22 protein-coding genes, 2 tRNA genes and 3 rRNA genes are annotated in these 25,497 nt (G+C 39.3%); 23 read left to right on the top strand and 4 right to left on the bottom strand.

Annotated elements, in window-relative coordinates:
- Window positions 1-120: 120 nt before the first annotated feature.
- Both GUU89_RS02370 and GUU89_RS02365 read left to right on the top strand, forming a co-directional pair.
- A complete protein-coding gene (locus GUU89_RS02370) occupies window positions 121-2,505 on the top strand; it encodes a penicillin acylase family protein (RefSeq protein WP_162126420.1) in 2,385 nt (794 codons plus the stop codon).
- 86 nt (window positions 2,506-2,591) lie between these two features.
- Entirely contained in the window at window positions 2,592-3,932 is a 1,341-nt protein-coding gene (locus GUU89_RS02365) for an FAD-dependent oxidoreductase (protein WP_162126419.1), read from the top strand.
- A gap of 29 nt (window positions 3,933-3,961) precedes the next feature.
- Here the strand turns inward: GUU89_RS02365 and GUU89_RS02360 are convergent, their stop codons facing one another.
- The gene (locus tag GUU89_RS02360; protein ID WP_162126418.1) at window positions 3,962-4,324 is read right to left on the bottom strand and encodes a cupin domain-containing protein; all 363 of its coding nucleotides are present in this window, start codon (window positions 4,322-4,324) and stop codon (window positions 3,962-3,964) included.
- 5 nt (window positions 4,325-4,329) lie between these two features.
- On the bottom strand, window positions 4,330-4,698 hold the full coding sequence (locus GUU89_RS02355) for a DMT family protein (RefSeq protein ID WP_162126417.1): 369 nt from the start codon (window positions 4,696-4,698) through the stop codon (window positions 4,330-4,332).
- 363 nt (window positions 4,699-5,061) lie between these two features.
- Between GUU89_RS02355 and GUU89_RS02350 the strand changes: the two genes are divergently transcribed.
- The 10 genes from GUU89_RS02350 (at window position 5,062) to GUU89_RS02305 (ending at window position 13,590) form a co-directional block, all read left to right on the top strand.
- Window positions 5,062-5,883, top strand: coding sequence for a MotA/TolQ/ExbB proton channel family protein (locus GUU89_RS02350; RefSeq protein ID WP_162126416.1), 822 nt, complete (start codon window positions 5,062-5,064; stop codon window positions 5,881-5,883).
- A 34-nt stretch (window positions 5,884-5,917) separates the two neighbouring features.
- Window positions 5,918-6,526, top strand: a complete 609-nt coding sequence (locus GUU89_RS02345) for an ExbD/TolR family protein (protein WP_162126415.1) — start codon at window positions 5,918-5,920, stop codon at window positions 6,524-6,526.
- Window positions 6,527-6,544: 18 nt separating this feature from the next.
- Window positions 6,545-7,138 (top strand): ExbD/TolR family protein, encoded by a 594-nt coding sequence (locus GUU89_RS02340; RefSeq protein WP_162126414.1) that lies wholly within the window; start codon window positions 6,545-6,547, stop codon window positions 7,136-7,138.
- A 21-nt stretch (window positions 7,139-7,159) separates the two neighbouring features.
- Entirely contained in the window at window positions 7,160-7,948 is a 789-nt protein-coding gene (locus GUU89_RS02335) for an energy transducer TonB (protein ID WP_162126413.1), read from the top strand.
- A 235-nt stretch (window positions 7,949-8,183) separates the two neighbouring features.
- Entirely contained in the window at window positions 8,184-9,107 is a 924-nt protein-coding gene (locus GUU89_RS02330) for a PstS family phosphate ABC transporter substrate-binding protein (RefSeq protein WP_162126412.1), read from the top strand.
- Between the two features lie 2 nt (window positions 9,108-9,109).
- On the top strand, window positions 9,110-10,771 hold the full coding sequence (locus GUU89_RS02325; protein WP_162126411.1) for a tetratricopeptide repeat protein: 1,662 nt from the start codon (window positions 9,110-9,112) through the stop codon (window positions 10,769-10,771).
- A gap of 116 nt (window positions 10,772-10,887) precedes the next feature.
- The gene (locus tag GUU89_RS02320; RefSeq protein WP_162128609.1) at window positions 10,888-11,520 is read left to right on the top strand and encodes a 7-carboxy-7-deazaguanine synthase QueE; all 633 of its coding nucleotides are present in this window, start codon (window positions 10,888-10,890) and stop codon (window positions 11,518-11,520) included.
- A gap of 9 nt (window positions 11,521-11,529) precedes the next feature.
- Window positions 11,530-11,913: an energy transducer TonB gene (locus GUU89_RS02315; protein WP_162126410.1), complete on the top strand. Its 384-nt coding sequence runs from the start codon at window positions 11,530-11,532 to the stop codon at window positions 11,911-11,913.
- A gap of 35 nt (window positions 11,914-11,948) precedes the next feature.
- The gene (locus GUU89_RS02310) at window positions 11,949-12,356 is read left to right on the top strand and encodes a DUF2059 domain-containing protein (RefSeq protein WP_162126409.1); all 408 of its coding nucleotides are present in this window, start codon (window positions 11,949-11,951) and stop codon (window positions 12,354-12,356) included.
- Between the two features lie 76 nt (window positions 12,357-12,432).
- Window positions 12,433-13,590 (top strand): aminotransferase class V-fold PLP-dependent enzyme, encoded by a 1,158-nt coding sequence (locus GUU89_RS02305; RefSeq protein WP_162126408.1) that lies wholly within the window; start codon window positions 12,433-12,435, stop codon window positions 13,588-13,590.
- Window positions 13,591-13,647: 57 nt separating this feature from the next.
- Here the strand turns inward: GUU89_RS02305 and GUU89_RS02300 are convergent, their stop codons facing one another.
- Entirely contained in the window at window positions 13,648-14,346 is a 699-nt protein-coding gene (locus GUU89_RS02300; RefSeq protein WP_162126407.1) for a class I SAM-dependent methyltransferase, read from the bottom strand.
- A 53-nt stretch (window positions 14,347-14,399) separates the two neighbouring features.
- On the opposite strand from GUU89_RS02300, the gene GUU89_RS02295 reads away from it, so the two are divergent.
- Complete coding sequence (locus tag GUU89_RS02295) at window positions 14,400-14,897, top strand: YkgJ family cysteine cluster protein (RefSeq protein ID WP_394350898.1); 498 nt, start codon at window positions 14,400-14,402, stop codon at window positions 14,895-14,897.
- Window position 14,898: 1 nt separating this feature from the next.
- Complete coding sequence (locus GUU89_RS02290) at window positions 14,899-15,288, top strand: PH domain-containing protein (RefSeq protein WP_162126406.1); 390 nt, start codon at window positions 14,899-14,901, stop codon at window positions 15,286-15,288.
- Here GUU89_RS02290 and GUU89_RS02285 read toward each other — a convergent pair.
- Window positions 15,285-16,511 (bottom strand): exo-beta-N-acetylmuramidase NamZ family protein, encoded by a 1,227-nt coding sequence (locus tag GUU89_RS02285; RefSeq protein WP_162126405.1) that lies wholly within the window; start codon window positions 16,509-16,511, stop codon window positions 15,285-15,287. The two genes, GUU89_RS02290 and GUU89_RS02285, sit on opposite strands and share 4 nt — an antisense overlap.
- A gap of 4 nt (window positions 16,512-16,515) precedes the next feature.
- Here GUU89_RS02285 and GUU89_RS02280 point away from each other — a divergent pair, with 4 nt between their 5' ends.
- The 9 genes from GUU89_RS02280 to GUU89_RS02235 all read left to right on the top strand — a co-directional run bounded on the left by GUU89_RS02280 (window position 16,516) and on the right by GUU89_RS02235 (window position 25,456).
- Window positions 16,516-17,748, top strand: a complete 1,233-nt coding sequence (locus GUU89_RS02280; RefSeq protein ID WP_162128607.1) for an ABC transporter permease — start codon at window positions 16,516-16,518, stop codon at window positions 17,746-17,748.
- Window positions 17,749-18,263: 515 nt separating this feature from the next.
- Window positions 18,264-19,774 (top strand): 16S ribosomal RNA (locus GUU89_RS02275).
- A gap of 88 nt (window positions 19,775-19,862) precedes the next feature.
- Window positions 19,863-19,936: transfer RNA gene (locus GUU89_RS02270), tRNA-Ile, on the top strand.
- A 134-nt stretch (window positions 19,937-20,070) separates the two neighbouring features.
- Window positions 20,071-20,144: transfer RNA gene (locus GUU89_RS02265), tRNA-Ala, on the top strand.
- 115 nt (window positions 20,145-20,259) lie between these two features.
- Window positions 20,260-23,137, top strand: a 23S ribosomal RNA gene (locus GUU89_RS02255).
- A 144-nt stretch (window positions 23,138-23,281) separates the two neighbouring features.
- Window positions 23,282-23,391: ribosomal RNA gene (rrf, locus tag GUU89_RS02250) — 5S ribosomal RNA — on the top strand.
- The 16S, 23S and 5S rRNA genes sit together here with 2 tRNA genes alongside, the layout of an rRNA operon.
- Window positions 23,392-23,739: 348 nt before the next feature.
- Window positions 23,740-24,123, top strand: coding sequence for an HU family DNA-binding protein (locus GUU89_RS02245; protein ID WP_162126404.1), 384 nt, complete (start codon window positions 23,740-23,742; stop codon window positions 24,121-24,123).
- A 781-nt stretch (window positions 24,124-24,904) separates the two neighbouring features.
- Window positions 24,905-25,126 (top strand): DUF2188 domain-containing protein, encoded by a 222-nt coding sequence (locus tag GUU89_RS02240; protein ID WP_162126403.1) that lies wholly within the window; start codon window positions 24,905-24,907, stop codon window positions 25,124-25,126.
- Between the two features lie 3 nt (window positions 25,127-25,129).
- On the top strand, window positions 25,130-25,456 hold the full coding sequence (locus tag GUU89_RS02235; protein ID WP_162126402.1) for a DUF3892 domain-containing protein: 327 nt from the start codon (window positions 25,130-25,132) through the stop codon (window positions 25,454-25,456).
- Window positions 25,457-25,497: the final 41 nt, after the last annotated feature.

Here is a 25,497-nt window from a genome sequence, read left to right as displayed (position 1 = left end):
GATGAAGGTTTTATAGGAATCATGGGGCTTTCTGTTGCTAAACTAAGAAATAAATCAATCCGGCTTGCAACTTATATCTCCTAACTTATAATTATTTACATTTGTGTAAATCCATTTCCCATGAAACTAGTAAAGAAATTTTTCCTGATTGTTTTGACGCTGATTGTGTTGCTCGTGCTGTTTGTTTTTGGCTATTTGCAATATACCAAACCCAGCTATGAAGGACAACAGTCATTAAAAAACATCACCAAGGAAACCACCGTATATTTTGATGAATTTGGCGTGCCTCATATTTATGCCGCCAATCAAAAAGATGCTATGACTGCTTTGGGATATGTTCATGCACAAGACCGCTTATGGCAAATGGAACTCATGCGTCGCATAGCACCGGGAAGGCTTTCTGAAATTTTTGGGAATCCGGTTTTAAAAACGGATAAATTTTTTGCCGGCATTGGGATTGATGAAAACTCTGCTAAAGCTGTGGCGCAGTTAGATAAAAACTCACCTACCTATATTTTGGCAAATGCCTATCTTGACGGAATCAACCAATATATGGAAGCCGGTGTGACTCCGGTTGAGTTTAGATTATTAGGTATTAAACCTGAAAAATTTACGTTGAAAGATGTCTATAACATCTTCGGATTTATGTCTTTCAGTTTTGCTATGGCACAAAAAACCGATCCGTTGCTAACCGACATTCGCGACCGTTTTGGGATGAAGTATCTCAATGATTTTGGTATTAATGGGGAATTCGGAACCAAACAATTAAAATCGTATAAAGGTAACTATCTTGAGTACAGCAAAATCGCTCAATCGCTAACCACTATGCTCGAAGCCTCTCCGGTGCCAGCTTTTGTCGGAAGTAATAGTTGGGTTATTGGTGGGGCTAAAACTAAAAGCGGTCAAGTTATTTTGGCCAATGATCCGCACATTATGTATTCGCAACCGGGGACTTGGTATGAGGCTCACATAGTTTGTCCAAATTATGAAATGTATGGGTATTATATTGCCGGAACGCCATTTCCACTCTTGGGACATAATAGAGAGTATGCTTATGGCTTGACAATGTTTGAAAACGATGATGTCGATTTCTTTCAAGAAGAAGACAATCCTAACAATGACAAGCAATACAAAACACTCGAAGGATATAAAAACTACACCTATAAGCAGAAAATCATCAAAGTAAAAGACAGTGCCAATGTGAAACTGAATGTAAAAACCAGTCAGCATGGCCCCGTTGTTACAGGATTGTTAGAGGGTTTGTCTTCCAAAAAAAACATAGCTATGACGTGGACACTTTTGGAACAAAAAAACCAAATACTGAATGCTGTTTATCAATTGTCACATGCCAAAGATTTAGCTTATTTTCATAAAAACATTGAACTCATCAAAGCTCCCGGACTCAATATTATGTATGGTGATGCTATAGGTAATATAGCTTGGATAACTTCGGGCAAGTTGTATAAAGTGGATAAAAGTGTCAATACCAATTTTATTCTTAACGGTGCCAATGGGATAGATGATAAGAAAGAATTCCTGCCTTTTGCTAAAAACCCTTCCGCTATCAATCCGCCGTGGCATTACGTTTATACGGCCAACAATCAACCCGAAGCGATTGATGGTTATTTGTATCCGGGATATTATTTGCCCAAAGACAGAGCCATGCGTATAGATAATTTACTCCAGCCTAAAAATAATTGGACTAAAGAAGACGTGAGCAAAATGATAGTGGACAATACTTCGGCAACGGCTCAGACCATTGTAAGTCATATGACGGCTTCGGTTAGTACTGTAAATTTTTCTGCCAATGAAAAACAGGCATTACAAACGTTAAAAGATTGGCAAGGAGCCAACGGACTGAAAGAGATAGCGCCAACAATTTACAACAAATGGCTTTACTTTTATTTGCGGGATACCTTTGAAGATGAATTCGGAAAAGATAATTTCAAGTTACTATTGAGTACTCATATTATCAAACAAGTCATAGAAAATCAAACTAAAAATGGGGCTTCACCTTGGTGGGATAATATCGAGACGAAGACCAAAAAAGAAACGCAAACCGAAGTGCTAACCCAATCATTTAAGGAAGCGGTCGCCTCACTCGAAAAGCAACTGGGGAATGATCTCGGGAATTGGAAATGGGGAAAAGTGCATCGTGTGGAATTTCAGCATCCGATAGGTAAAGTAAAATTACTGAGCCGCTTTTTCAATGTAGGTACCTTTCCTATAGCCGGTAGCAATGAAGTGATAAATAACCAACTGTTTATTTATACTGATGATGCCGAAATTGGAGTTAAAGGAGGTCCGTCAACACGACGAATTATTGATTTCTCGGATATTGAAAACAGCCTAAGTGTTTTGCCGACGGGTCAATCCGGGAATCCGATGAGTGCTCATTATAATGATCAAGCCGAATTGTTTGTCAATGGAAAATTTCGCAAAATGAAACTCAACAAAAAGGAAATTGAAGCCACCTCCACCAAGTTAGTTTTTACGCCAAAGTAAATAGTGTGATAGCAAATAATTATTCTAAATCCGTTCCCTCATTCAGTGCAAACCCTTAAATTTGCCAAACCGTTTACCAGAAATAAATGCAAACTCCTCAAAAAATTGCCATAGTAGGTTCGGGCTTAGTCGGAACATTGTTGGCAATCTATTTAAAAAAACAAGGTCACACCGTTCATGTGTATGATCGTAGTCCGGATATCAGAACCGTACAGTTTTCGGGTCGTTCTATCAACCTGGTTATGTCTAATCGAGGTTGGAAAGCCATGGAAGATGTGGGACTGGATGACGAAATTCGCAAGATTGGTATCCCGGTTGATAAGCGAGCGATTCATTTACAAGACGGAAACCTCAATTACCAATATTATGGTAAAGACGGAGAAGCTATTTTTTCTTTATCACGTGGTGTTTTAAATCGCAGAATGATTGATTTGGCAGAAGCGGAAGGAGTCGAATTCTATTTTAATCACAAAATTTGGGATGTTACTTTAGCCGATGCAACATTGCATATTGGTGAGTCAGAACATGGCGCTTGGACAGAGCTGAAGTATGATAAGGTATTTGGTGCCGATGGTGCTTTTTCAAGAATCCGCCACCGAATGCAACGCCAAAGCATGTTTGATTATTCGCAGGAGTTTATGAAAATTGGCTACAAAGAATTGCATATTCCTGCCAATACTGACGGAACGCACAAGATTGATAAAAATTCTTTGCACATATGGCCGCGTGGTAATTTTATGCTGATGGCTTTGGCCAATCTGGACGGTAGTTTTACCTGTACTTTGTTTATGCCGTTTGAAGGCGAGAATTCATTTGAGCAATTAAAAGATGAAGCGTCTTTGGTAGCCTTCTTTGCAAATTATTTCCCTGATACTAAAGAAGTTATACCTGATTTGGTTCGCGATTTCTTTAAAAACCCAACCAGTTATTTGGCCATAATGAAATGTTATCCTTGGACCTTTGAAGACAAAGTAGCTTTGATTGGTGATGCTTCACATGCCATAGTGCCTTTTTACGGTCATGGAATGAATGCCGGTTTTGAAGATATTACTATTTTGAGTCAAATGATGTCAAAATACGGTGATGACTGGAAGATGATTTTCAGTGAATACCAAAAATCGCGCAAGCCTAATGCTGATGCCATTGCTGAACTGTCGCTTCGTAATTTTATCGAAATGAGTACCAAGACGGCGGATCCTAATTTTTTATTGCAAAAGAAAATCGAAAAATGGTTTTCCGATAAGCATCCGGGTAAATGGAAGCCTTTGTACAGTAGGGTAACGTTCAGTTTGCAACCCTATTCGGAAGCCTTAGCCATTGGTGACTTGCAAAACAAAATCATGGAACAAGTTATGCAAATGAAGAACATCGAAGAAAAGTGGAACAGTGAGGAAGTAGAAAATAAAATCATAGCATTATTGAAATAAAAAAAAGTCCTGATGATTCAGGACTTTTTTTATTCTTCTCGGTGCACTTTAGTAAAATCGAAAGCCGGTTGGCAAATGGCAATGTATTCGCATGGTTCGTCAAACGGATTGGAATATTGCACTCGGGTGTTTTTTTTAATTTTGATGGATTGCCCCGCTTCTAAAACGACTACTTCACCTTCAATGATAAATTGTTTTTTGCCCGAAATGATATAAGTATATTCGTCAAACTCGGGTGTTTGAAACGGTTCAGCCCATTTAGGTGGTGCTATCATGTGTGCAATGGAAATCTCAGCATTATTGGTTGTAGCATTGCCGTAGTGTTCTTCGATAAGTTTGCCATCAGTCGTGGGAACCACAAACGGGCTTTTTTGGATAAAGTACTTTTTCATGATGATTATTTTTTAAATATAAAATATACAGCAAATATCAGTAATAAAAAGCCAACAATGTGATTCCAGCGCAGGGTTTCGTTTTTAAAAAATAAAAGGGAGAAAACCACAAAAATCACCAATGTAATCACTTCCTGAATTACTTTGAGTTGTAATAAAGAAAAAGGGCCGCCGTTGCCTTCATACCCTATTTTATTAGCAGGAACCTGAAAACAATATTCAAAAAAGGCCAATCCCCAACTAATTAACACGATGGTAATCAAACCGGCATTTTCAAACCACTTGAGTTCTTTAAATTTTAAATGGCCATACCAGGCTAGTGTCATAAAGATGTTAGATAAAATCAATAAACTGATGGTGAGGTAGCCTTTCATTCGCTTTTGGTGTTAAGAAATTGTTTCTTCAAAAATAAACAAATGTTAATTGTTTTTCAATCCGATGTAAAAAGAGGTATATTTAACTTTGTTAAAAAACTTTTGTGTCATAAATACATTTTCAAGGCTTTTCCCGTTATACATATAAATGCTTAGTAAAACAGTGAAAATAAGCAGTATTTTTAAGTAAAGTTTATTGATTGTTAAAAATGTCGAAACTGCTTAATTCAATTGAGATTGAGGCATTGGGTATTAAATCTAAAAAAAGTTTTTTTATTTGAAGTAAAAAATTAAATTTGCTACCAATCAAGTTTATTAACAACTAAAACTTATAAATTATCTAAAAATTAAAATTTTAAAAAAATGGCAAACGTTAAAAAAGAAAGTGGTTCAAACTTAGGGGGAATGTTCTCTGGAATTGTGATTGTAGTATGTATTTTAATCGGAGTACTTGTATGGAACTTTATTATGGGTGCTGGATCAAATTTTGAAGGTGGAGTAAATACAGGAGCGCCACTAAAAGGAAATTATCTGGCAATGGTCTACAAAGGAGGGCCAATTGTACCAGTTTTGATGGGGTTATTATTAATGGTGGTTGTTTTCTCATTTGAAAGATATTTTGTAATAACTAAAGCTACTGGTAAAGGTAATTTAGATGCGTTTATGAAAAATGTTCAAGCCAGTATCAAAGGCGGTCACATAGAAGAAGCTATTACAGCTTGTGACAAACAACAAGGTTCAGTAGCGAATGCTATCCGTTCAGCGTTAGTAAAATACCAAGATGTTAAAAAAGAAGGATTTAATAGCGAAGAAGCTTCAGAAACAATTCACAAAGAAATTGAAGAAGCTACTTCATTAGAAATGCCAATGTTAGAGCAGCACATGACTATTTTGTCAACTTTGGTTTCTTTAGGAACTTTAGCAGGATTGTTAGGAACGGTAACAGGGATGATTAAAGCTTTCGCCGGATTAGCTGGTGGTGGTGGAGCAGATTCTGCGGAACTAGCAAACGGTATTTCTGAGGCATTGATTAATACTGCAACTGGTATCTCGACTTCTGCTTTAGCAATTATCATGTACAACTTCTTTACATCTAAAATCGATACATTGACTTATTCAATTGATGAGGCAGGTACTACTATCGTTAATACTTACAGACATTTTAGAGGTAGCTTAAAACAATAATTTGATATTCATTTATCAATAAAAAAGTATAACAATGGCAATAAAAATGAAAAAAAAGTCAACATCTACCGATATGACGGCGATGTGTGATGTTGCATTCCTTTTGCTTACGTTCTTTATTTTGACTGCTACTGCTAAAGTTCCTGAGGTAATGCCGGTTGATACACCAGCATCTACTGTGCAGACTAAGTTGCCCGAAAAAGATTTGGCTACATTGACTGTTGGTAACGGAAAAGTGTTTTTTGACGTTAAAGGAAAAGATGTTCGTATAAGAACCCTTGAATTAATGGGTCAGAAATATGGTCTTAAATTCTCTGAAGATGATCAAAACAAATTTGCCATAATGGAAAGTTTTGGTGTTCCGGTTCAGAGTCTTAAGCAAATCATTGACATGAAACCTGCAGACAGAAAGAACGTTCAACAGCCTGGGATTCCTAAAGATTCTTTGGATAATCAATTAGCAGATTGGGTACAAAATGCTCGAATTGCAAATATTGAATTGCACGATAAAGAATTGCAGCTTGCAATTAAAGGTGATGCTAAAGAAGAGTATCCTATAATCAAAAAAGTAATGGATATTTTGCAGGATCAGAAAATCAATAGCTTTAGTTTGGTTACTGGTTTGAGAGGAAAAGAAAAATAATTTAAAAATATACACTAAATGGCTGAATTAAATACCGGCGACGCTGGTGGTGGTAAAAAAGGCAGTAAAAAGGTTAGGAGTAAAAAGCAAAACTCAAAAGTAGACTTAACGGCTATGGTGGATTTGGCTTTCCTTTTAATCACTTTCTTCATGCTTACCACTACGTTGTCTAAACCCCAATCGATGAATTTGGGTTTGCCAGATAAAGATCCAGATAAGGATAAAAATGTTGATGTTAAAGTAGATGAAAATCGAACCATGACTATTTTATTGGGTGACAATAACAAACTGGTTCGTTATGTTGGGTTATTGGCAACTCCTGTTAAAGGCGGAGCACCAAAAGATTTTGAATATGGTAAAGACGGTATCCGTAAAGAATTATTGAGCAGAAAAGAGGCAGTGCTTCAATATACCGGAACCAAAGAAAAAGGGATGATTGTTATTATCAAACCAAGTAAAAAATCAAACTATCGTAATTTAGTTGATATTCTTGATGAAATGGCAATTGTTGGTGTTCCTACTTACGCAATCGTAAATGAGTTTACACCTGAAGAAAGCAAATTGATTGGAGGAAATGCAGCTCCAGCAGCGGAAACAACTCCTAATCCTTAATCTAATTAAAAAAGAAAAGACATGAAATTAGATTTATTAAAAAATCAATGGCTAGATATCGTTTTTGAAGGGCGCAACAAGTTGTACGGTGCCTACGAACTAAGAAAGACAAATGGTAAGACAACGACTAAGTCACTTATCATTGGTGGGATTATTTTTATTTTCTTGGTTAGTATTCCCGTATTGGCAAATTTGCTTCCTGATGGTTCAGATGATGATACGTTAGATCAAAAAATTACAACGGTAAAATTACCGCCTAAAGAAAAACCAAAAGAAAATCTTCCACCGCCACCGCCACCGCCACCAAAAGTGGATCAAGTAAAGTTTGTAAAGCCGGTCGTGGCTAAAGCAGAGGAAGTGACTGAAGAACCACCAAAAGTGGAAGAAATAAAAGATAAAAAAATCGGTGCTGAAACCATTAAAGGAGATCCTGATGCGGAATTAAGCGTTGAACCTGTAGGTAACGGGCCAAGTCAAGTTGTAGAAGAAGATAATAATATTTACAACACTGCCGGTATCGAGGTAAAACCAGATTTCCCGGGAGGATTAGAGAAGTTTTATAAATTTATTGGTAAAAACTTCCAAGTTCCTGAAGAAGAAGGATTGAAAGGTAAAGTGTTTGTTACTTTCGTTGTAGAAAAAGACGGCTCTTTAACCGATATCAAAGTAATCAGAGACATTGGATATGGTACAGGAAAAGAAGCTATCAGGGTTTTAAAATCTTGTCCAAAATGGAACCCAGGTGAACAAAACGGAAAAAAAGTAAGGGTATTATACTCATTACCAATTTCGATTCAATCAGCCGAATAAATGGTTTCAAAATTCATAGAAAACTTTCAGAAGAAATCGCTTAAAGAGCGATTTCTTCTCGTTATAGGCATTTTCTTTTTTTTGATTTATTTAACATTTGGATTGATTATCATATTTTGGAAATCACTTCCTCTGACATTGCCTTATGGGTATAGAATTGCTTTCGGAATTATACTGATTGTATATTCTTTTTTACGATTTTTGCGGTTTTTTACTAAAGACTAAACGTTATCTAATGAATAAATTTGTCAAAACCACTATTGGTTTTCTGTTGCTAACCTTGCTGTTTGTCTTTTCATGTCAAAAGAAATCAGATGACAGACAAGATACCATGACCAAAGGAAAAGCTACGATTTATGTAGATGAATCAATATTGCCAATAATAGAAGACGGAGAAGCTGTTTTTGAAGCGGAATATACGGCTAAGTTACATTTAGTAGCGCAATCAGAAAATGAAATCCTGAATGCTATGCTTAAAGATACAGCTAAAATAGCGGTTATGGCTAGACCACTTTCTGCCAAAGAAATAAAAGCATTCGAAAGCAAAAAAATAATGCCGAAAATAACACCTTTTGCTACTGATGCTATTGCACTAATCAGAAACAATACAACCAATGATACCTTAATTGATCAACAAGATGTGATTGATTTTCTTAATGGAAAAACGATTTCTTCGATAAAAGGACTTGTCTTTGATAATGCCAATTCAAGTACCGCCAGATACATGTCAGAAATGGCAGGTGTGTCAATTGTCAATCAAAAAAATGTTTTTTCATTCAAAACCAATGAGGAAGTTATAAAATATGTCGCAGAAAATAATGGAATGATTGGTGTTATTGGAATGAATTGGATTTATCAATCGCCATTAGAGTTACAAGAGGAATTAGATAAAATAAACGTTTTAAGTGTAAAAGCAAAAACCGGGAATAACTACTTTTCACCTACACAAGAAAATGTAGCGTCTGGAAATTATCCTTTGGCACGCCATTTGTATATCATCAATTGTCAGGGATATTCAGGACTCGGAATGGGATTTACAACCTTCCTAGTTGGCGAAAGAGGACAACGAATTATTTTAAAATCAGGATTAGTACCGGAACACACACCGGGCAGAAAAATCGTGATTAGAAAGACAATTACTAAAGATAAAATTAAATAAAAATGAATAAGTTTAAAATTTTCAGCTTAGCGTTAGTAGCAACAACTGTTGCCAAAGCGCAAGATTTAGAGCCAGCGAAGAAAGCTATTGATGCTGAACAATTTGAGAAAGCAAAATCGTTGTTGAAATCTGTAATACAAGCAAAGCCTACTAATGGTAAAGCCGCTTTCCTTTTGGGAAATATTTATTTGAAACAAAATATTGCCGACTCGGCTACTATCTATTTTCAAAAAGGGCTATCGACCACCGAAGGAGCTAAATTCAATAACATTGGCTTGGGTCAACTAGATTTGGATGCTGATAATAAAGCAGCTGCACAAGCCAAGTTTGACTTAGTGATTAAAGATTTGAAAAAGAAAGATACCGAAGAATATGTATATATCGCTCGTGCTTTTATGAATTCAGATAAGCCTGATTACGCCAGTGCAATTGCAGTTTTGACTAAAGCAGCGGCAGCTAATCCTAATGATGCTCAAGTGCAGCTTGCCTTAGGAGATGCTTATTATGGCGCTAAAAAACAAAATGAAGCCTATGTTGCTTATAGAAATGCTTATCAAATCGACAACACTTTAATCAGAGCCAAAATGCAATTAGGGGTTCTGTTAAAAGGCGCCAAAGCCTACACAGAAGCTGTAAAAGCCTACAATGAAGTAATTGGGATCAACCCAAATTACGGACCTGTTTACCGTGAATTGGCCGAAACGTATTATTTATGGGGAAATAATGAACCAAAAACGTATACTGAAAACATTCAAAAAGCTCTAGGGTTTTATGAAAAATACATGAGTTTAACCGATTATTCTATAACGTCACGCATGCGTCATGCCGACTTTTTAATCTTAGCCAAAGATTATAAAGCGCTGGAAGTTGAAGCCAACAAGATGAAAGAATTAGACAAGGTGAATCCAAGAATTTTACGTTATTTGGGTTATTCTGCCTATGAAAATGGAAATATAGATGCCTCTCTAAAAGCTTTAACCGATTACACGTCAAATCCTGCAAACAAAATTATCCCTCGTGATTATTTGTATTTAGGACAAGCACAAATCAAAAAAGGGGCCAGTGCCGATGGTAAAACAGTAGATCCAACTTTATTAGCATCAGCGATTGCTAACATCAAGAAAGCGACAGAAATGGAACCTTTAGCAGTAAATGAGTTAAATGAATTAGGTAAAAAATTATACGACCAAAAAGCATTTGCCGCAGCCGCAGCTGTTTTTGAAATAGCTGTTTCAAATCCAAATTCTAAAAATTACCTAATTGATAATTTCTACTTAGGAAATGCAATTTACTATGACAATACTCGAAAAGATGCTGTAAAGCCGGATCCGATTGCTTTACAAAAGGCAGATGTGGCTTTTGGAAATGTAATCACAGCTTCGCCAACAACTCAGGATGCTTATTTGTTCCGTGCCAGAACTAATCGTTTGTTGGAAAATGATCAAATGATGACAACATATTACCAACAATATATTGATACGGTAACGGCAAAAGGAGAAGCTGAAATCACTAAAAACAAAGCTAAGTTTATTGAAGCATACAATAATATGGCTGCCAGCTTTGCCAATACAGATAAAGCAAAAGCAAAAGAGTTGTTCAATAAGACGTTAGCGCTTGATCCAACGAATAGTTATGCAACTGAATCCTTAAAGGTGTTGAGATAGTATCCAAAAACAAGTAGACTAAAACCGCTCTGATTAATCAAGGCGGTTTTTTTATTTCTTATTTTCAAATTAACTCACTTTCAAATTGAGTATCTTTGCCAACTATTATTGAAAAAATGTTATCAAAAGAAACGCAATTAGCGGTCGAAAAAGGAGAAATGCTTCCGCTTATGGAAGAATTTTACACGATTCAAGGTGAAGGATTTCACACAGGAACGGCTGCTTATTTTATCCGAATTGGCGGTTGCGACGTAGGTTGTCATTGGTGTGATGTTAAAGAGAGCTGGAATGCCACTTTACATCCGCCGACTTCTACCGATGTCATTGTAGACAATGCTAAAAAATATGCAGATACGGTAGTAGTAACCGGAGGCGAACCCCTAACATGGGATATGACCTTGCTTACCCAAAAATTAAAAGATAAAAACCTGAAAGTACATATTGAAACTTCAGGGGCTTATCCGGTAACAGGGCATTGGGATTGGTTTTGCCTTTCGCCAAAGAAGAACAAACTGCCGGTAGCCGATGCTTATGCTATTGCCAACGAATTAAAAGTTATCATTTACAATAAACACGATTTTATTTTTGCCGAAGAGCAAGCGGCTAAAGTAAATCAAAATGCCATTCTCTTTCTGCAACCCGAATGGAGTAAAAAAGAAGAAATGACCGCTTTAATTGTTGATTATGTAATGAAAAACCCCAAATGGAGAGTGTCATTGCAAACCCATAAATATTTGAACATCCCTTAATTCTGTTTTATGAAATCAATTTCACTTTTGTTATTTGTCTTATTACCTTTTTCCGTACTTTCACAAATTCAAGGAGAAGATGAAGTATATTTAAGTGGAGACAGAATAGAGGCTAAATTCAATGGAGGTGGGATGGAGGCCTTTACAAAATTCATCCGAGAAGAGTTTGATTATTCTAAAGTAACCAAATCCGGGAAGATGGTAGGAGCCTTTACAATTGATGTTGACGGAAGCGTAAAGAATATTAAGATTGTAGAATTCTTTGATGTTGAATCAGCATCCGAGTTTATTAGAGTTTTAAAGAAGTGTCCTAAATGGGAACCGGCCAAAAGAGGAGGGAAACCTATTAGTATTGAAATCAAATACCCAATGGTATTTCGACAAAAAAAATAACCTAAATATTATTAACAACTATAAATTAAGAAACAATGAAAAAAATTTTAATCGCTGTAGCATTTGCTTTCATTTCTCATGTTGGTTTTGCTCAAGATGAAGCTTTCAAAAAAGATGTGTTGAAAGTTATTGAAATGAGTGGTGCTGCTAACCAAATGAAATCAGCAAAAGATCAAATCCTTCAAATGGTTCCAAAAGAAAAACAAGCCGCATTTATTGTCGAGTTTGATGCTACATTACCGGCATTGTATGATAAATTAGCCAAAATTTATATGGATGAATATAGTAAAGAAGACATTAAAGCTATGTTGACTTTTTATGATAGTCCGGTTGGGAAAAAGATCAATGACAAAGCAGGCGTTATATTAGAGAAATCACAAGCAGCCGGTCAAGAATGGGGTCAAGGATTGCAAGGGATGATGATGAAATACATGCAGCAATAATTAAAAAAAGCTTAAAGTTTTAATCCCAAATCGCAATTGATTTGGGATTTTTTATTTTTACCAAAAATCATCCGTCATGAAATCACAATTCCTTTTAGACACTACTATCACTTATTTAAACCACGGTTCGTTTGGTGCTTGTCCCAAACCTATTTTTGACGCCTTTCAACGTTTTCAGTTAGAACTCGAAACCGACCCGACAGACTTTATCGTAAAACGACAGCCAAACTATTTGAAAACGGCCCGAGAAAGCTTAGCCAAGTTTGTGGGCTGTGAAGCACAAGATTTGTTCTTTACGTCTAATCCAACTTTTGCCATTAATGTCATTATGCGAAATATAAAGCTTAATCCGGGAGATGAGATTTTGAGTACCAATCATGAATATGGTGCCATGGATAGAACTTGGAATTTTTATTGCAAAAAGTCCGGAGCCAAATATATTCGCCAAAACATCAGCTTGCCGGTTACTTCCAAAGAACAAATCATTGAAGAATTTTGGAAAGGCTACAACGGTAATACCAAAGTGGTTTTTCTAAATCAAATGTCAAGTGCCACAGCCTTGATTTTTCCGGTTAAAGAAATTTGCGACAGAGCCAAGGAATTAGGTTTGATTACCATAATTGACGGTGCTCATGTGCCGGGGCATATCGATTTAAATCTTACCGAACTCAATCCCGATTACTATACAGGCACTTTACACAAATGGATGTTGGCTCCCAAAGGCAGTTCGTTTTTGTATGTGAAAAAAGAATGGCAGAATGATTTAGAACCTTTAGTGGTGAGCTGGGGTTATGAAAGTGTAGCGCCCGGCGAAAGTCAATTTTTAGATTATCACGAATTGCAAGGGACCCGAGATATTTCAGCTTTTTTGTGTACGCCCAATGTAGTGGAATTTTTAGAAAAGAATGATTGGAAAACGGTATCAAAAAACTGTAAGCAAATCGTGCTAAACAATTATCAACGTTTTTGCGATTTGTTGAATACCGAACCCATTGCTCCAATTACGGGAGAGTTTTTAGGACAAATGGCCAGTATTCCGGTTAATACGAACAAACCTGCTGAACTGAAGAATCTGTTGTATAATCAATACAAAATTCAAGTTCCTGTTATGTCTTTGAATGATGGTTTTTATATTCGGTATTCTATCAATGCTTATAATTCGCAAGCCGATTTGGATCGTTTGTATAACGCCTTGGAAGAAATCATCAGCACTACCGATTTGATAAAAGTATAAGCTCCTAGCCCCGATTGCAGCTGGCTACCATGTAGCGCGAAAAGCGGGAAACAGCTCCTAAAAAAGCTTGGCTAAATAATCAAAATGGTTGCCTTCTGCTACTAATTTGCACTGTAATCCGTTGGCCTGAGCTGCATTCTGCAAGGTGTTGTAGTCAAGATACAGCCATGGGAAAGGAGCTTCGGTTTCGCCTTTGTACGAAACGGTAAACGTCAATTCGCCATAATAACCATCACCCGGAATCCATTTGCCACCATCTTCATCGTCATCAAACATATAAATAATATCAGAACTGTCAATCAAGATTTGACCGTTTGGCGCTAATAAAGACTTTAGTTTTTGCAAATATTTTGAGGTTTCGGCTAGGGTTCCGAAAATCCCGGTGCCGTTCATCAACAACAAAATGGTGTCAAATTTTTCGTTTCCGACTTCTAAGAGATGCTGTACTTTGGCCTTTTTAAGTCCGCGAAGTTGACAAGCTTCGATGGCATTGGGTGAAATGTCAATACCAGTAACATCAAATCCTTTTTCCTGCAAGTACAAACTGTGGCTTCCGGCGCCGCAACCTACATCGAGAATTTTACCTTGGGCGAGTTGCAACGCTTTCTTTTCGAGCTTTGGCATTTCGGTATACTTTCGGAAAAGATAGGCCACACTCATTTCATCGGCTTCTGAGATGTTAGTTTCGGTTACTAAATCCTCCGGAGTAGTATTGGTTTGAAAATCGAGTATGGCTTTGCCAAAAAGGTCTTTCATAGTGCTGATTTAGAAGTTTAAAGTTGGTACTTTTGCATTAGAAATAAAACAAAATGCTGAAGCCATCCTTAAACGAAATTCAAAAGTTAGCCAAAGATAAGCATATCGAAAACAAAAAGTATTTTGATAAGCTTAAAAAGAAAACACCCAAGAATTTGGATTATGTGATGCAGGATTTACATGAAGCCGAGTTCAAACGAACGGATTGCCTCAACTGTGCCAACTGCTGCAAAACTACAGGGCCACTTTTCACCTTAGCCGATATTGAACGCATTTCGAAGCATTTGAAACAAAAGCCACAGCAGTTTATCGACCGGTATTTGCGTATTGATGAAGACAAAGATTACGTTTTGCAAAGCGTTCCGTGTACGTTTTTGGATAATGAAAATTACTGTATGATTTACGATGTGCGCCCCAAAGCCTGTCGCGAATTTCCGCATACCGACAGAAAAAAGTTCCAACAAATTGCTGATTTGACTTTAAAGAATGTGGCTATTTGTCCAGCGGCCTTCAATATTGTAGAAGAAATGAAGAAAAAGTTACCTTTATAATATGAAAACATACAAATCAAAAGTGGATTGGTGGTTAGTTATCATTATCCTCGCTGTCTTTGGTTATCCTATTGTAGACGGCATTCTCTCAAAAGAGTACATACTTTCAATTGTTTTTAGCGGAATACTGCTCTTGTTTTATTTTTTAGCAAGTATGCTTCGGTACAAAATTGATGGTGAAAAACTTAAAATTGGGTACACATCGATTGATATTAAAACAATTCGCAAAATATACGCTACACGAAACCCACTCAGTGCCCCGGCGCTTTCAATTAACCGAATAGCTATTGTATATAATAAATTTGACGAGGTTTTAATCTCTCCCAAAGACCGGGAAGATTTTATACAGGAATTGCTCAAAGTCAATCCGGATATAATCGTCGAAGTTTAATTGTAAATCAAATACTTCTTTCGCATCGTTTTAAATTCCGCCAACCCTTTCTCCCATGATTTTCGGATGTCTGCTTCTGATACTCCGGCTTCAATTTGCTGTTGCAGTTTTTTGGTTCCGGCTAACTTGGTAAAGAAAGGAGTAAAGAACTTCGAAGGGTCAGCAGTAGTGGTATAGGCTTTAATTAACCATTTTAATTCGAGTTGGTAAACTTTGGGGGCTTGAGTCAAATCCTCGCCATAGCATAATAATCCTTTGTTCATTGGGTCTTTAGAACCAAAATTAGCCACCGGAGTAAAGCTGAAATCGCTTTTCGGTAGCAACGGAGAGCCATAAATCTGGAACTGTTTCTCAGTCCCGCGTCCCGAACTTACATTCGTGCCTTCAAACAAACACAAACTCGCGTAAAGATTAATGGCTTGGTCATTCGGCAAGTTTGGTGAAGGTTTAACCGGCAGACTGTAAAACATATTGCGGTTGTAGTTCAGGCAAGGAATTACAGTCAGTTTGCACTGAACGCCATCCTTCAGCCATTTCTCACCGTTTATCATTTGAGCATATTCGCCTATGGTCATGCCGTGAAGTGTCGGGATGGGGTGCATCCCTATAAAACTGGTAAATTCTTTTTCCAGTATAGGACCGTCAACAAGGCTTCCGTTAGGATTTGGTCGGTCCAAAACTAGCAGCGGAATGTTGTTTTCAGCACAAGCCTCCATTATATAATGCAACGAAGAAATATAAGTATAGAATCGTGCTCCCACATCCTGCAAATCAAAAACCATTACATCAATACCGGCCAATTGTTCTGCTTTGGGTTTTTTATTATCACCATATAAAGAAAGAATAGGCAATCCTGTTTTAGTGTCTTTGCCATCAACTACATGTTCTCCGGCATCAGCGGTTCCGCGGAAGCCATGTTCCGGAGCGTAGATTTTGATAAGGTTTATTTTTTGTTCCAAAAGAAAATCTACCACATGGGTTTTGTTGGAAAGTATCCCGGTCTGATTGGTCACAATCCCAACCTTTTTGTTTTTTAATAATGGTAAATAAGCAGTAGTGTTATCAGCACCGGTTTTAATTGTTGTTGTTTGTGTTCTGCTGTCTGCATTCTGCTCTTCAATCGCTGCCTTGTCTCTTATCCCTTGTCCCTTTTGACTCCCACAAGAAAGTAGTAGCAAAACCGAGAATAAAACTGTATTTTTGAACACCAAATTTGAAATCATACCATTGAAATTAGAATATTTTATAGCCAAACGCCTCATTACTGCTAAAGACCATAAAAGTAGTATATCTGCGCCAATAATAAAAATTGCCATCACGGCTATTGCTATAGGTATGATTATGATGATTGTCTCTATCGCAACCGGAATGGGTTTGCAACAAAAGATACGCCAAAAGGTTTCCGCATTCAATGGTCATATTGTTATCTCAGGCTACAACGATAACAATTCCGATGTCAGCACAGATCCCATTTCTATCCATCAAAACTTTTATCCCCAATTTAAAAACGTTGACGGTATTGCTCATGTCCAAGCCGTAGCCAGCAAAGCCGGAATCATAAGAACGGCCTCCGCCTTCGAAGGCATCATCTTCAAAGGAGTAGGCAAAGATTACCAAACCGACAACCTCAAAGAATATTTGATCCAAGGAAGATTGCCCAATGTGAAGGCGGGGTTAAACGACGAAGTTTTAATTTCCCAATACTTATGCAATCGTTTAGGACTAAAACTTCATGACAAATTTGTTACCTACTTCATGAAAGAAAACAGCGAAGGCTACAACCTGCGTAACTTCAAAATAGTCGGTATTTACAATTCAGGTTTTCAAGAATTTGATGCCAGTTACATTATAGGCGATATTCGTCATGTACAAAGAATCAACAAATGGCGCCCCGACGAAATAGGCTCTTTCGAAGTTTTTATAGACGACTTCACTCAAATCCAACAAAAAGGAAAAGAAGTCTACCAAGAAACTTCCTCCACACTCGACACCCAAACCATAGAAGAAAAATTCTATTACATCTTCGAGTGGCTCAAGCTGTTTGATTTCAATATCATCGTCATCCTCATTGTCATGATAGCCGTTTCTACTATTAATATGGTAGTAGCACTTTTGGTTTTGATTTTAGAACGAACCCAAATGATAGGCATCCTAAAATCCATCGGAGCCAACAACTGGTCCATCCGAAAAATATTCCTCTATAATGCCACTTACCTAATAGGAAGAGGCTTGCTCTGGGGCAATGCCATCGGAATAGGATTGTTGCTTATTCAAAAATACTTCGGCATCATCAAACTAAACCCCGAAAGCTATTATGTAAACGAAGCCCCGGTTGATATCAACTTGTTCTACATTTTGCTCCTTAATATAGGAACCGTAGCTATCTGCTTACTGGTGTTGCTCATCCCTTCCTATATCATTACCAAAATCACCCCGTCAAAATCCATTCGTTTCGAGTAGTAGGAGCACAACACTCCCGTACTTCAGGATGTGTAGTCCCGCTATCCGCGCTACAGGGTAGCCAGCTCCTATCGGGGCTATACTAGATCGTTTTGCTCTTTTAGTATGTTTCAAAAAGTAAAACGTCGACAAGCGGTATGTGTAAATTTCATGTTATCAACAGTTTAAAAAAAAGATAAAAAAAGGGTGGAAATTATTTGGATTGGGAAGAATTTAGTTTTTATATTTGCACCCCGCAAGAGAGGGAGTTCATTGAATTTTTGGAAAAACAAGTGGAGGGAAAATAAATTTAAAAATATTTTCAAAAAAGCTTGCCAGAATAAAAAAGTTACTTACTTTTGCACCCGCTAACCGAAAGAGAGGCGAAAAACAAGATAAGAAAACGTTCATAGACATATTGAATTGACAGCCGTTTTAGAAGAGATTCTAAAACAAATAAAAGAGAGTAAGAGAATCGGAAGATTTGAAAAGCCTAGCCTTTGTCTAAATAATTAGCTCGAAAGAGCAAACAATATACGATGAAGAGTTTGATCCTGGCTCAGGATGAACGCTAGCGGCAGGCCTAACACATGCAAGTCGAGGGGTATAGTAGCAATACTAGAGACCGGCGCACGGGTGCGTAACGCGTATGCAATCTACCTTATACAGAGGGATAGCCCAGAGAAATTTGGATTAATACCTCATAGTGTTATTGACTGGCATCATTTGATAACTAAAGTTCCAACGGTATAAGATGAGCATGCGTCCTATTAGCTAGATGGTAAGGTAACGGCTTACCATGGCTACGATAGGTAGGGGTCCTGAGAGGGAGATCCCCCACACTGGTACTGAGACACGGACCAGACTCCTACGGGAGGCAGCAGTGAGGAATATTGGACAATGGGCGCAAGCCTGATCCAGCCATGCCGCGTGCAGGAAGACGCATCTATGGTGTGTAAACTGCTTTTGTACGGGAAGAAACACTCCTACGTGTAGGAGCTTGACGGTACCGTAAGAATAAGGATCGGCTAACTCCGTGCCAGCAGCCGCGGTAATACGGAGGATCCAAGCGTTATCCGGAATCATTGGGTTTAAAGGGTCCGTAGGCGGTTTGATAAGTCAGTGGTGAAAGCCCATCGCTCAACGATGGAACGGCCATTGATACTGTCAGACTTGAATTACTGGGAAGTAACTAGAATATGTAGTGTAGCGGTGAAATGCTTAGATATTACATGGAATACCAATTGCGAAGGCAGGTTACTACCAGTGGATTGACGCTGATGGACGAAAGCGTGGGGAGCGAACAGGATTAGATACCCTGGTAGTCCACGCCGTAAACGATGGATACTAGCTGTTCGGAGCAATCTGAGTGGCTAAGCGAAAGTGATAAGTATCCCACCTGGGGAGTACGTTCGCAAGAATGAAACTCAAAGGAATTGACGGGGGCCCGCACAAGCGGTGGAGCATGTGGTTTAATTCGATGATACGCGAGGAACCTTACCAAGGCTTAAATGTAGATTGACAGATTTGGAAACAGATTTTTCTTCGGACAATTTACAAGGTGCTGCATGGTTGTCGTCAGCTCGTGCCGTGAGGTGTCAGGTTAAGTCCTATAACGAGCGCAACCCCTGTTGTTAGTTGCCAGCGAGTAAGGTCGGGAACTCTAACAAGACTGCCAGTGTAAACTGTGAGGAAGGTGGGGATGACGTCAAATCATCACGGCCCTTACGCCTTGGGCTACACACGTGCTACAATGGACGGTACAGAGAGCAGCCACTGGGTGACCAGGAGCGAATCTATAAAACCGTTCTCAGTTCGGATCGGAGTCTGCAACTCGACTCCGTGAAGCTGGAATCGCTAGTAATCGGATATCAGCCATGATCCGGTGAATACGTTCCCGGGCCTTGTACACACCGCCCGTCAAGCCATGGAAGCTGGGGTACCTGAAGTCGGTGACCGTAAGGAGCTGCCTAGGGTAAAACTGGTAACTGGGGCTAAGTCGTAACAAGGTAGCCGTACCGGAAGGTGCGGCTGGAACACCTCCTTTCTAGAGACAAAAAGAAGGATAGGTCTTAGATTAGACAATTCAATTACTCTCGCTGTTAGTTCAAATATTATAATAAGCAAAAAAACAGAGTCTCGTAGCTCAGCTGGTTAGAGTACTACACTGATAATGTAGGGGTCCCCAGTTCGAGTCTGGGCGGGACTACTTTTTAAATTAGGAATTACGAATTAGTAATTACGCATTAAGAAGGGCTGTTTGAGTTTATAAAGGAAATTCTAGGGTTGAGGGGTTATGGATAGCCAATTCATAATTCATAATTCACAATTCATAATTAGATTGGGGGATTAGCTCAGCTGGCTAGAGCGCCTGCCTTGCACGCAGGAGGTCATCGGTTCGACTCCGATATTCTCCACGATCCGGAAACGGAAAAAGTTCATTGACATATTGAGATAAGAAAATAATAACAAAGTAGAAAGAACACTGCTTTAGCTGATAGCTATTAGCTGTTAGCCAAAAGCTAAAAAGTACAATAAGCAAAATAAGGGCGTATGGGGGATGCCTAGGCTCTCAGAGGCGAAGAAGGACGTGATAAGCTGCGAAAAGCTACGGGGATTGGCACACACGAATTGATCCGTAGATATCCGAATGGGGCAACCCACTATGTTGAAGACATAGTACATCGATAGATGGGCAAACCCGCTGAACTGAAACATCTAAGTAGGCGGAGGAGAAGAAAACAAAAGTGATTCCGTAAGTAGTGGCGAGCGAACGCGGATTAGCCCAAACCAGTGTTGTTACGGCAATGCTGGGGTTGTAGGACCACGACATTTCTTGCGGATTGAATTAGAATAACCTGGAAAGGTTAACCACAGAGGGTGATAGTCCCGTATAAGTAAGAGAAGATAAGGATAGTGGTATCCTGAGTAGGGCGGGGCACGTGAAACCCTGTCTGAATTTGGCGGGACCATCCGCTAAGGCTAAATACTCCTGAGAGACCGATAGTGAACCAGTACCGTGAGGGAAAGGTGAAAAGAACCGTGAATAACGGAGTGAAATAGATCCTGAAACCATACGCTTACAAGCGGTCGGAGCCCTTTAGTGGGGTGACGGCGTGCCTTTTGCATAATGAGCCTACGAGTTAACGTTGCTGGCAAGGATAAGTGATTAAGTCATGGATCCGTAGCGAAAGCGAGTCTGAATAGGGCGCTTTAGTCAGTAGTGTTAGACGCGAAACCGTGTGATCTACCCATGGGCAGGATGAAGCTGTGGTAACACATAGTGGAGGTCCGAACCGGTTGACGTTGAAAAGTCTTCGGATGACCTGTGGGTAGGGGTGAAAGGCCAATCAAACTCGGAAATAGCTCGTACTCCCCGAAATGCATTTAGGTGCAGCGCTGGATTTAAGTTATATAGAGGTAGAGCTACTGATTGGATGCGGGGCTTCACCGCCTACCAATTCCTGACAAACTCCGAATGCTATATAATGTTTACCAGCAGTGAGGGCATGGGTGCTAAGGTCCATGTCCGAGAGGGAAAGAACCCAGACCATCAGCTAAGGTCCCCAAATATATGCTAAGTTGAAAAAACGAGGTTTGTCTGCCCAGACAGCTAGGATGTTGGCTTGGAAGCAGCCATTCATTTAAAGAGTGCGTAACAGCTCACTAGTCGAGCGGACGAGCATGGATAATAATCGGGCATAAGCATATTACCGAAGCTATGGATTTATACGTAAGTATAAGTGGTAGGGGAGCATTCTAACAGGGTTGAAGGTGTGTCGTAAGGCATGCTGGACTGGTTAGAAAAGAAAATGTAGGCATAAGTAACGATAATGCGGGCGAGAAACCCGCACACCGAAAGACTAAGGTTTCCTCAGCTATGCTAATCAGCTGAGGGTTAGTCGGGTCCTAAGGCGAATCCGAAAGGAACAGTCGATGGCCAACGGGTTAATATTCCCGTACTACTGTTAATTGTGATGGGGTGACGGAGTGATGAAAGCGCCGCGAACTGACGGAATAGTTCGTTGAAGTACCTACCTATAAGCTGCGCAGGCAAATCCACGCGGCTTGGGGAAATACGATAGTACTCGGAGCCTTCGGGCAAAGAGATAGTGCGCCTAAGGGCTTCCAAGAAAAACCTCTAAACTTAGATTAACAGTACCCGTACCGTAAACCGACACAGGTAGTCGAGGAGAGAATCCTAAGGTGCTCGAGAGATTCATGGCTAAGGAATTAGGCAAAATAGACCTGTAACTTCGGGAGAAAGGTCGCCAGCGCAAGCTGGCCGCAGTGAAAAGGTCCAGGCGACTGTTTATCAAAAACACAGGGCTCTGCAAAATCGTAAGATGAGGTATAGGGCCTGACACCTGCCCGGTGCTGGAAGGTTAAGAGGAGATGTTATCTTCGGAGAAGCATTGAATTGAAGCCCCAGTAAACGGCGGCCGTAACTATAACGGTCCTAAGGTAGCGAAATTCCTTGTCGGGTAAGTTCCGACCTGCACGAATGGTGTAACGATCTGGACACTGTCTCAGCCATGAGCTCGGTGAAATTGTAGTATCGGTGAAGATGCCGATTACCCGCAGTGGGACGAAAAGACCCTGTGCACCTTTACTATAGCTTAGTATTGGTCTTGGATAAGTGATGTGTAGGATAGGTGGGAGACTATGAAGTGGCGTCGCCAGGCGTTGTGGAGTCATTGTTGAAATACCACCCTTTGCTTATCTGAGGTCTAACCCCGCATATGTGGGGACATTGCTTGGTGGGTAGTTTGACTGGGGTGGTCGCCTCCAAAAGAGTAACGGAGGCTTCTAAAGGTTCCCTCAGCACGCTTGGTAACCGTGCGTAGAGTGCAATGGCATAAGGGAGCTTGACTGAGAGACATACAGGTCGATCAGGTACGAAAGTAGAGCATAGTGATCCGGTGGTTCCGCATGGAAGGGCCATCGCTCAAAGGATAAAAGGTACGCCGGGGATAACAGGCTGATCTCCCCCAAGAGCTCATATCGACGGGGGGTTTGGCACCTCGATGTCGGCTCGTCACATCCTGGGGCTGGAGAAGGTCCCAAGGGTTGGGCTGTTCGCCCATTAAAGTGGCACGCGAGCTGGGTTCAGAACGTCGTGAGACAGTTCGGTCTCTATCTACTGTGGGCGCAAGAAATTTGAGTGGATCTGATTCTAGTACGAGAGGACCGAATTGGACAAACCTCTGGTGTATCTGTTGTTCCGCCAGGAGCACCGCAGAGTAGCTACGTTTGGAAGGGATAAGCGCTGAAAGCATATAAGCGCGAAACCCACCACAAGATGAGATTTCTTTTAAGGGTCGTGGAAGATGACCACGTTGATAGGCTATAGATGTAAAGGCAGTAATGTCATAGTCGAGTAGTACTAATAACCCGTAAGCTTATGTACGTCGCCAGCTCCCTTCGGGGAGCGGCACTCTTTGTTTCCCGCCTACGCGGGAATGACAATCTTTGTTTTTTTCTTTATCTCAGTATGTTAAGATATAAGCGGCTAGCGCCGCAGCTAAGAGCAGTAAGCTGTTAGCTAAAAGCTTAAGGTGGTTATTGCGTCGGGGCTCACCTCTTCCCATCTCGAACAGAGAAGTTAAGCCCGACTGCGCAGATGGTACTGCAGTTATGTGGGAGAGTATGTCGCTGCCTTTTTTTAGAAAGCCCTTCACTTTTGTGAAGGGCTTTTTTGTTTTGCAACGGGTTGAAACCCGTTGTTACTAGAATAACATCCCTACGGGATTTTGTGTGAGTAGTATTGGTGAGCTGAAGCTCACATATCTGATGCCCACAGGGCTTACTCCTCTTATTGTCAAATCTGACTGCTACTGGCAGTTCTTCTCTTCTGGGGTTTACCATTTATTACCCAATTCGGCTAAAAGTGACGTTTTTCGGCAAAAAGCGGCAGAAAGCGGTAAAAAGTGACGCTTTTGACCTTTGGCACGATTTTCTGCACGCTTCTTGTTGCTGGGTTAGTATTATTAACTTTTAAAACATTTGAGTATGTCAGTTAAATTTAAAGTAGTGCCACGTAAAAATCCACAGGATGTTGCGGCACCCGAAAAATTCTACGCAGCTGCTATCAGCAACGGAGAAACCGATTTGGAAGCGTTATCAGAAATGATTGCTTACCAAAGTACCTTAACCGATACCGATTGTTATGCGGTATTGCGCTCACTAGAGCATAACATTATTAACGAGTTGAAGCAAGGTCGTATAGTGCGATTGGGTAGCCTAGGCAATTTTCAGGTCAGTCTCAGCTCTGAGGGTAAGGCAGTAGCCGATGAAGTAACCGCTTTAGACATCGTGAAAAACAGAATCAATTTCCGTCCCGGAAAGAAACTGCGTCAGATGTTGCAGCAAATCAGCTACCAAAAAGAGGATTAGCCTCTGGTGACTGAACTTAATCATCCTTTATTTTATTGCCTCGGAAGAACACCTTCCGGGGCATTTTTTTTGCCTTTTTGTTACGAAAAGTTTCGTCAATTTGTCCTGATGACTTTTTGAACTCGTCCTGATGAGTTGGCCAACTCGTCCTGATCAGTCGCAAAAGTCATCAGGAGGAATTGTTTAGAAGGTCTTGAACTTAAAAAATTTTTTTTATTGATTTTGAGAAGATTGAAAATGTTAAAATTCTTTCATGTGTAAATTCTTAATTCCCTTTATTTACGAGGGTTATTAATTTTTAATTGTTTGTAATATATTGAAAAACAGATAATTGTATTTTTTTAAAAACATTACTTAAATCACCAATTTTGTTAAGAATTAGAGTTAATTGTGAATAAGTTTGGCTTTTATTTTAAATGTAGAATGATAAACTTTGTAAAGTAAAAATATGACAAATATTTGTTTGTCAGATTGTTTAGGTGTTTGTTATGAAAAACCACTTAAAAAAACTGACATTATGACCGTTTTTTTTAAGAATAGTTTAACAATTATTTTGGCATAATATTTAATGAATAAAAAAAGAGTCAACCAAACGCCAATCCGGAGACTCTTTAATTAATTGCAAAAAAACAACTCCAATAGAAGAATGGAGCAGTTTTCTTTGGAGCCCCAAAAATATTCTATTTTTTTTGTCTTCCAAATTTTTTCAGCGATTTTCTTCTCGGTCTTGTTGCTCAATACCGTTATAAACTTGAGCGCTCATCCCTAATATACTAATACAATGGGAAAAAATCAACATGTAGTTAAGCACAACGAAGGTTGGGCGGTAAAAGGTGAAGGTAACACGAAGGCAACGGTGGTTACTACTACTCAACAACAAGCAATTGATGCAGCAAGAGAGATTGCAAAAAATCAGCAATCTGAATTATTAATCCATGGAAAAGATGGTCAAATTAGAGCTAGAGATAGTTATGGGAATGATCCTTATCCACCCAAAAATTAAATTATGGCAGAGTATAGAATATCTGGAGTCTGGAAAAATGATATCAATGTGATTACTCACTATGCAGTTCATTTAAGAACAAGAAATGCAAACGGTGGGTATTCTATTGGACATGCTGTCAGAATGACTAAAGCTGAAGCGGTTACACTATTGCAAAATCAACAAAATAGTGCAAAAACTTATTTATGGAATTATGCAACAGCAAGTTGGTTAGCTGGAGGAGATATACATGTTGTTAATGCAAATCCTCCATTTCTAAGAACAACTCATGATGGAACAGTAAAAGATAACTTACTACATCTTATAGATTATGGTTATGTCTATTATTAGAGGTATAGAAAGCTGCCCAGGTTATAGGGCAGCTTTTTTTA

Source organism: Flavobacterium phycosphaerae, assembly GCF_010119235.1.
Classification (GTDB): domain Bacteria; phylum Bacteroidota; class Bacteroidia; order Flavobacteriales; family Flavobacteriaceae; genus Flavobacterium; species Flavobacterium phycosphaerae.
Note: the sequence above shows the minus strand (reverse complement) of the source record. Positions and strands in the feature narration are given on the sequence as shown.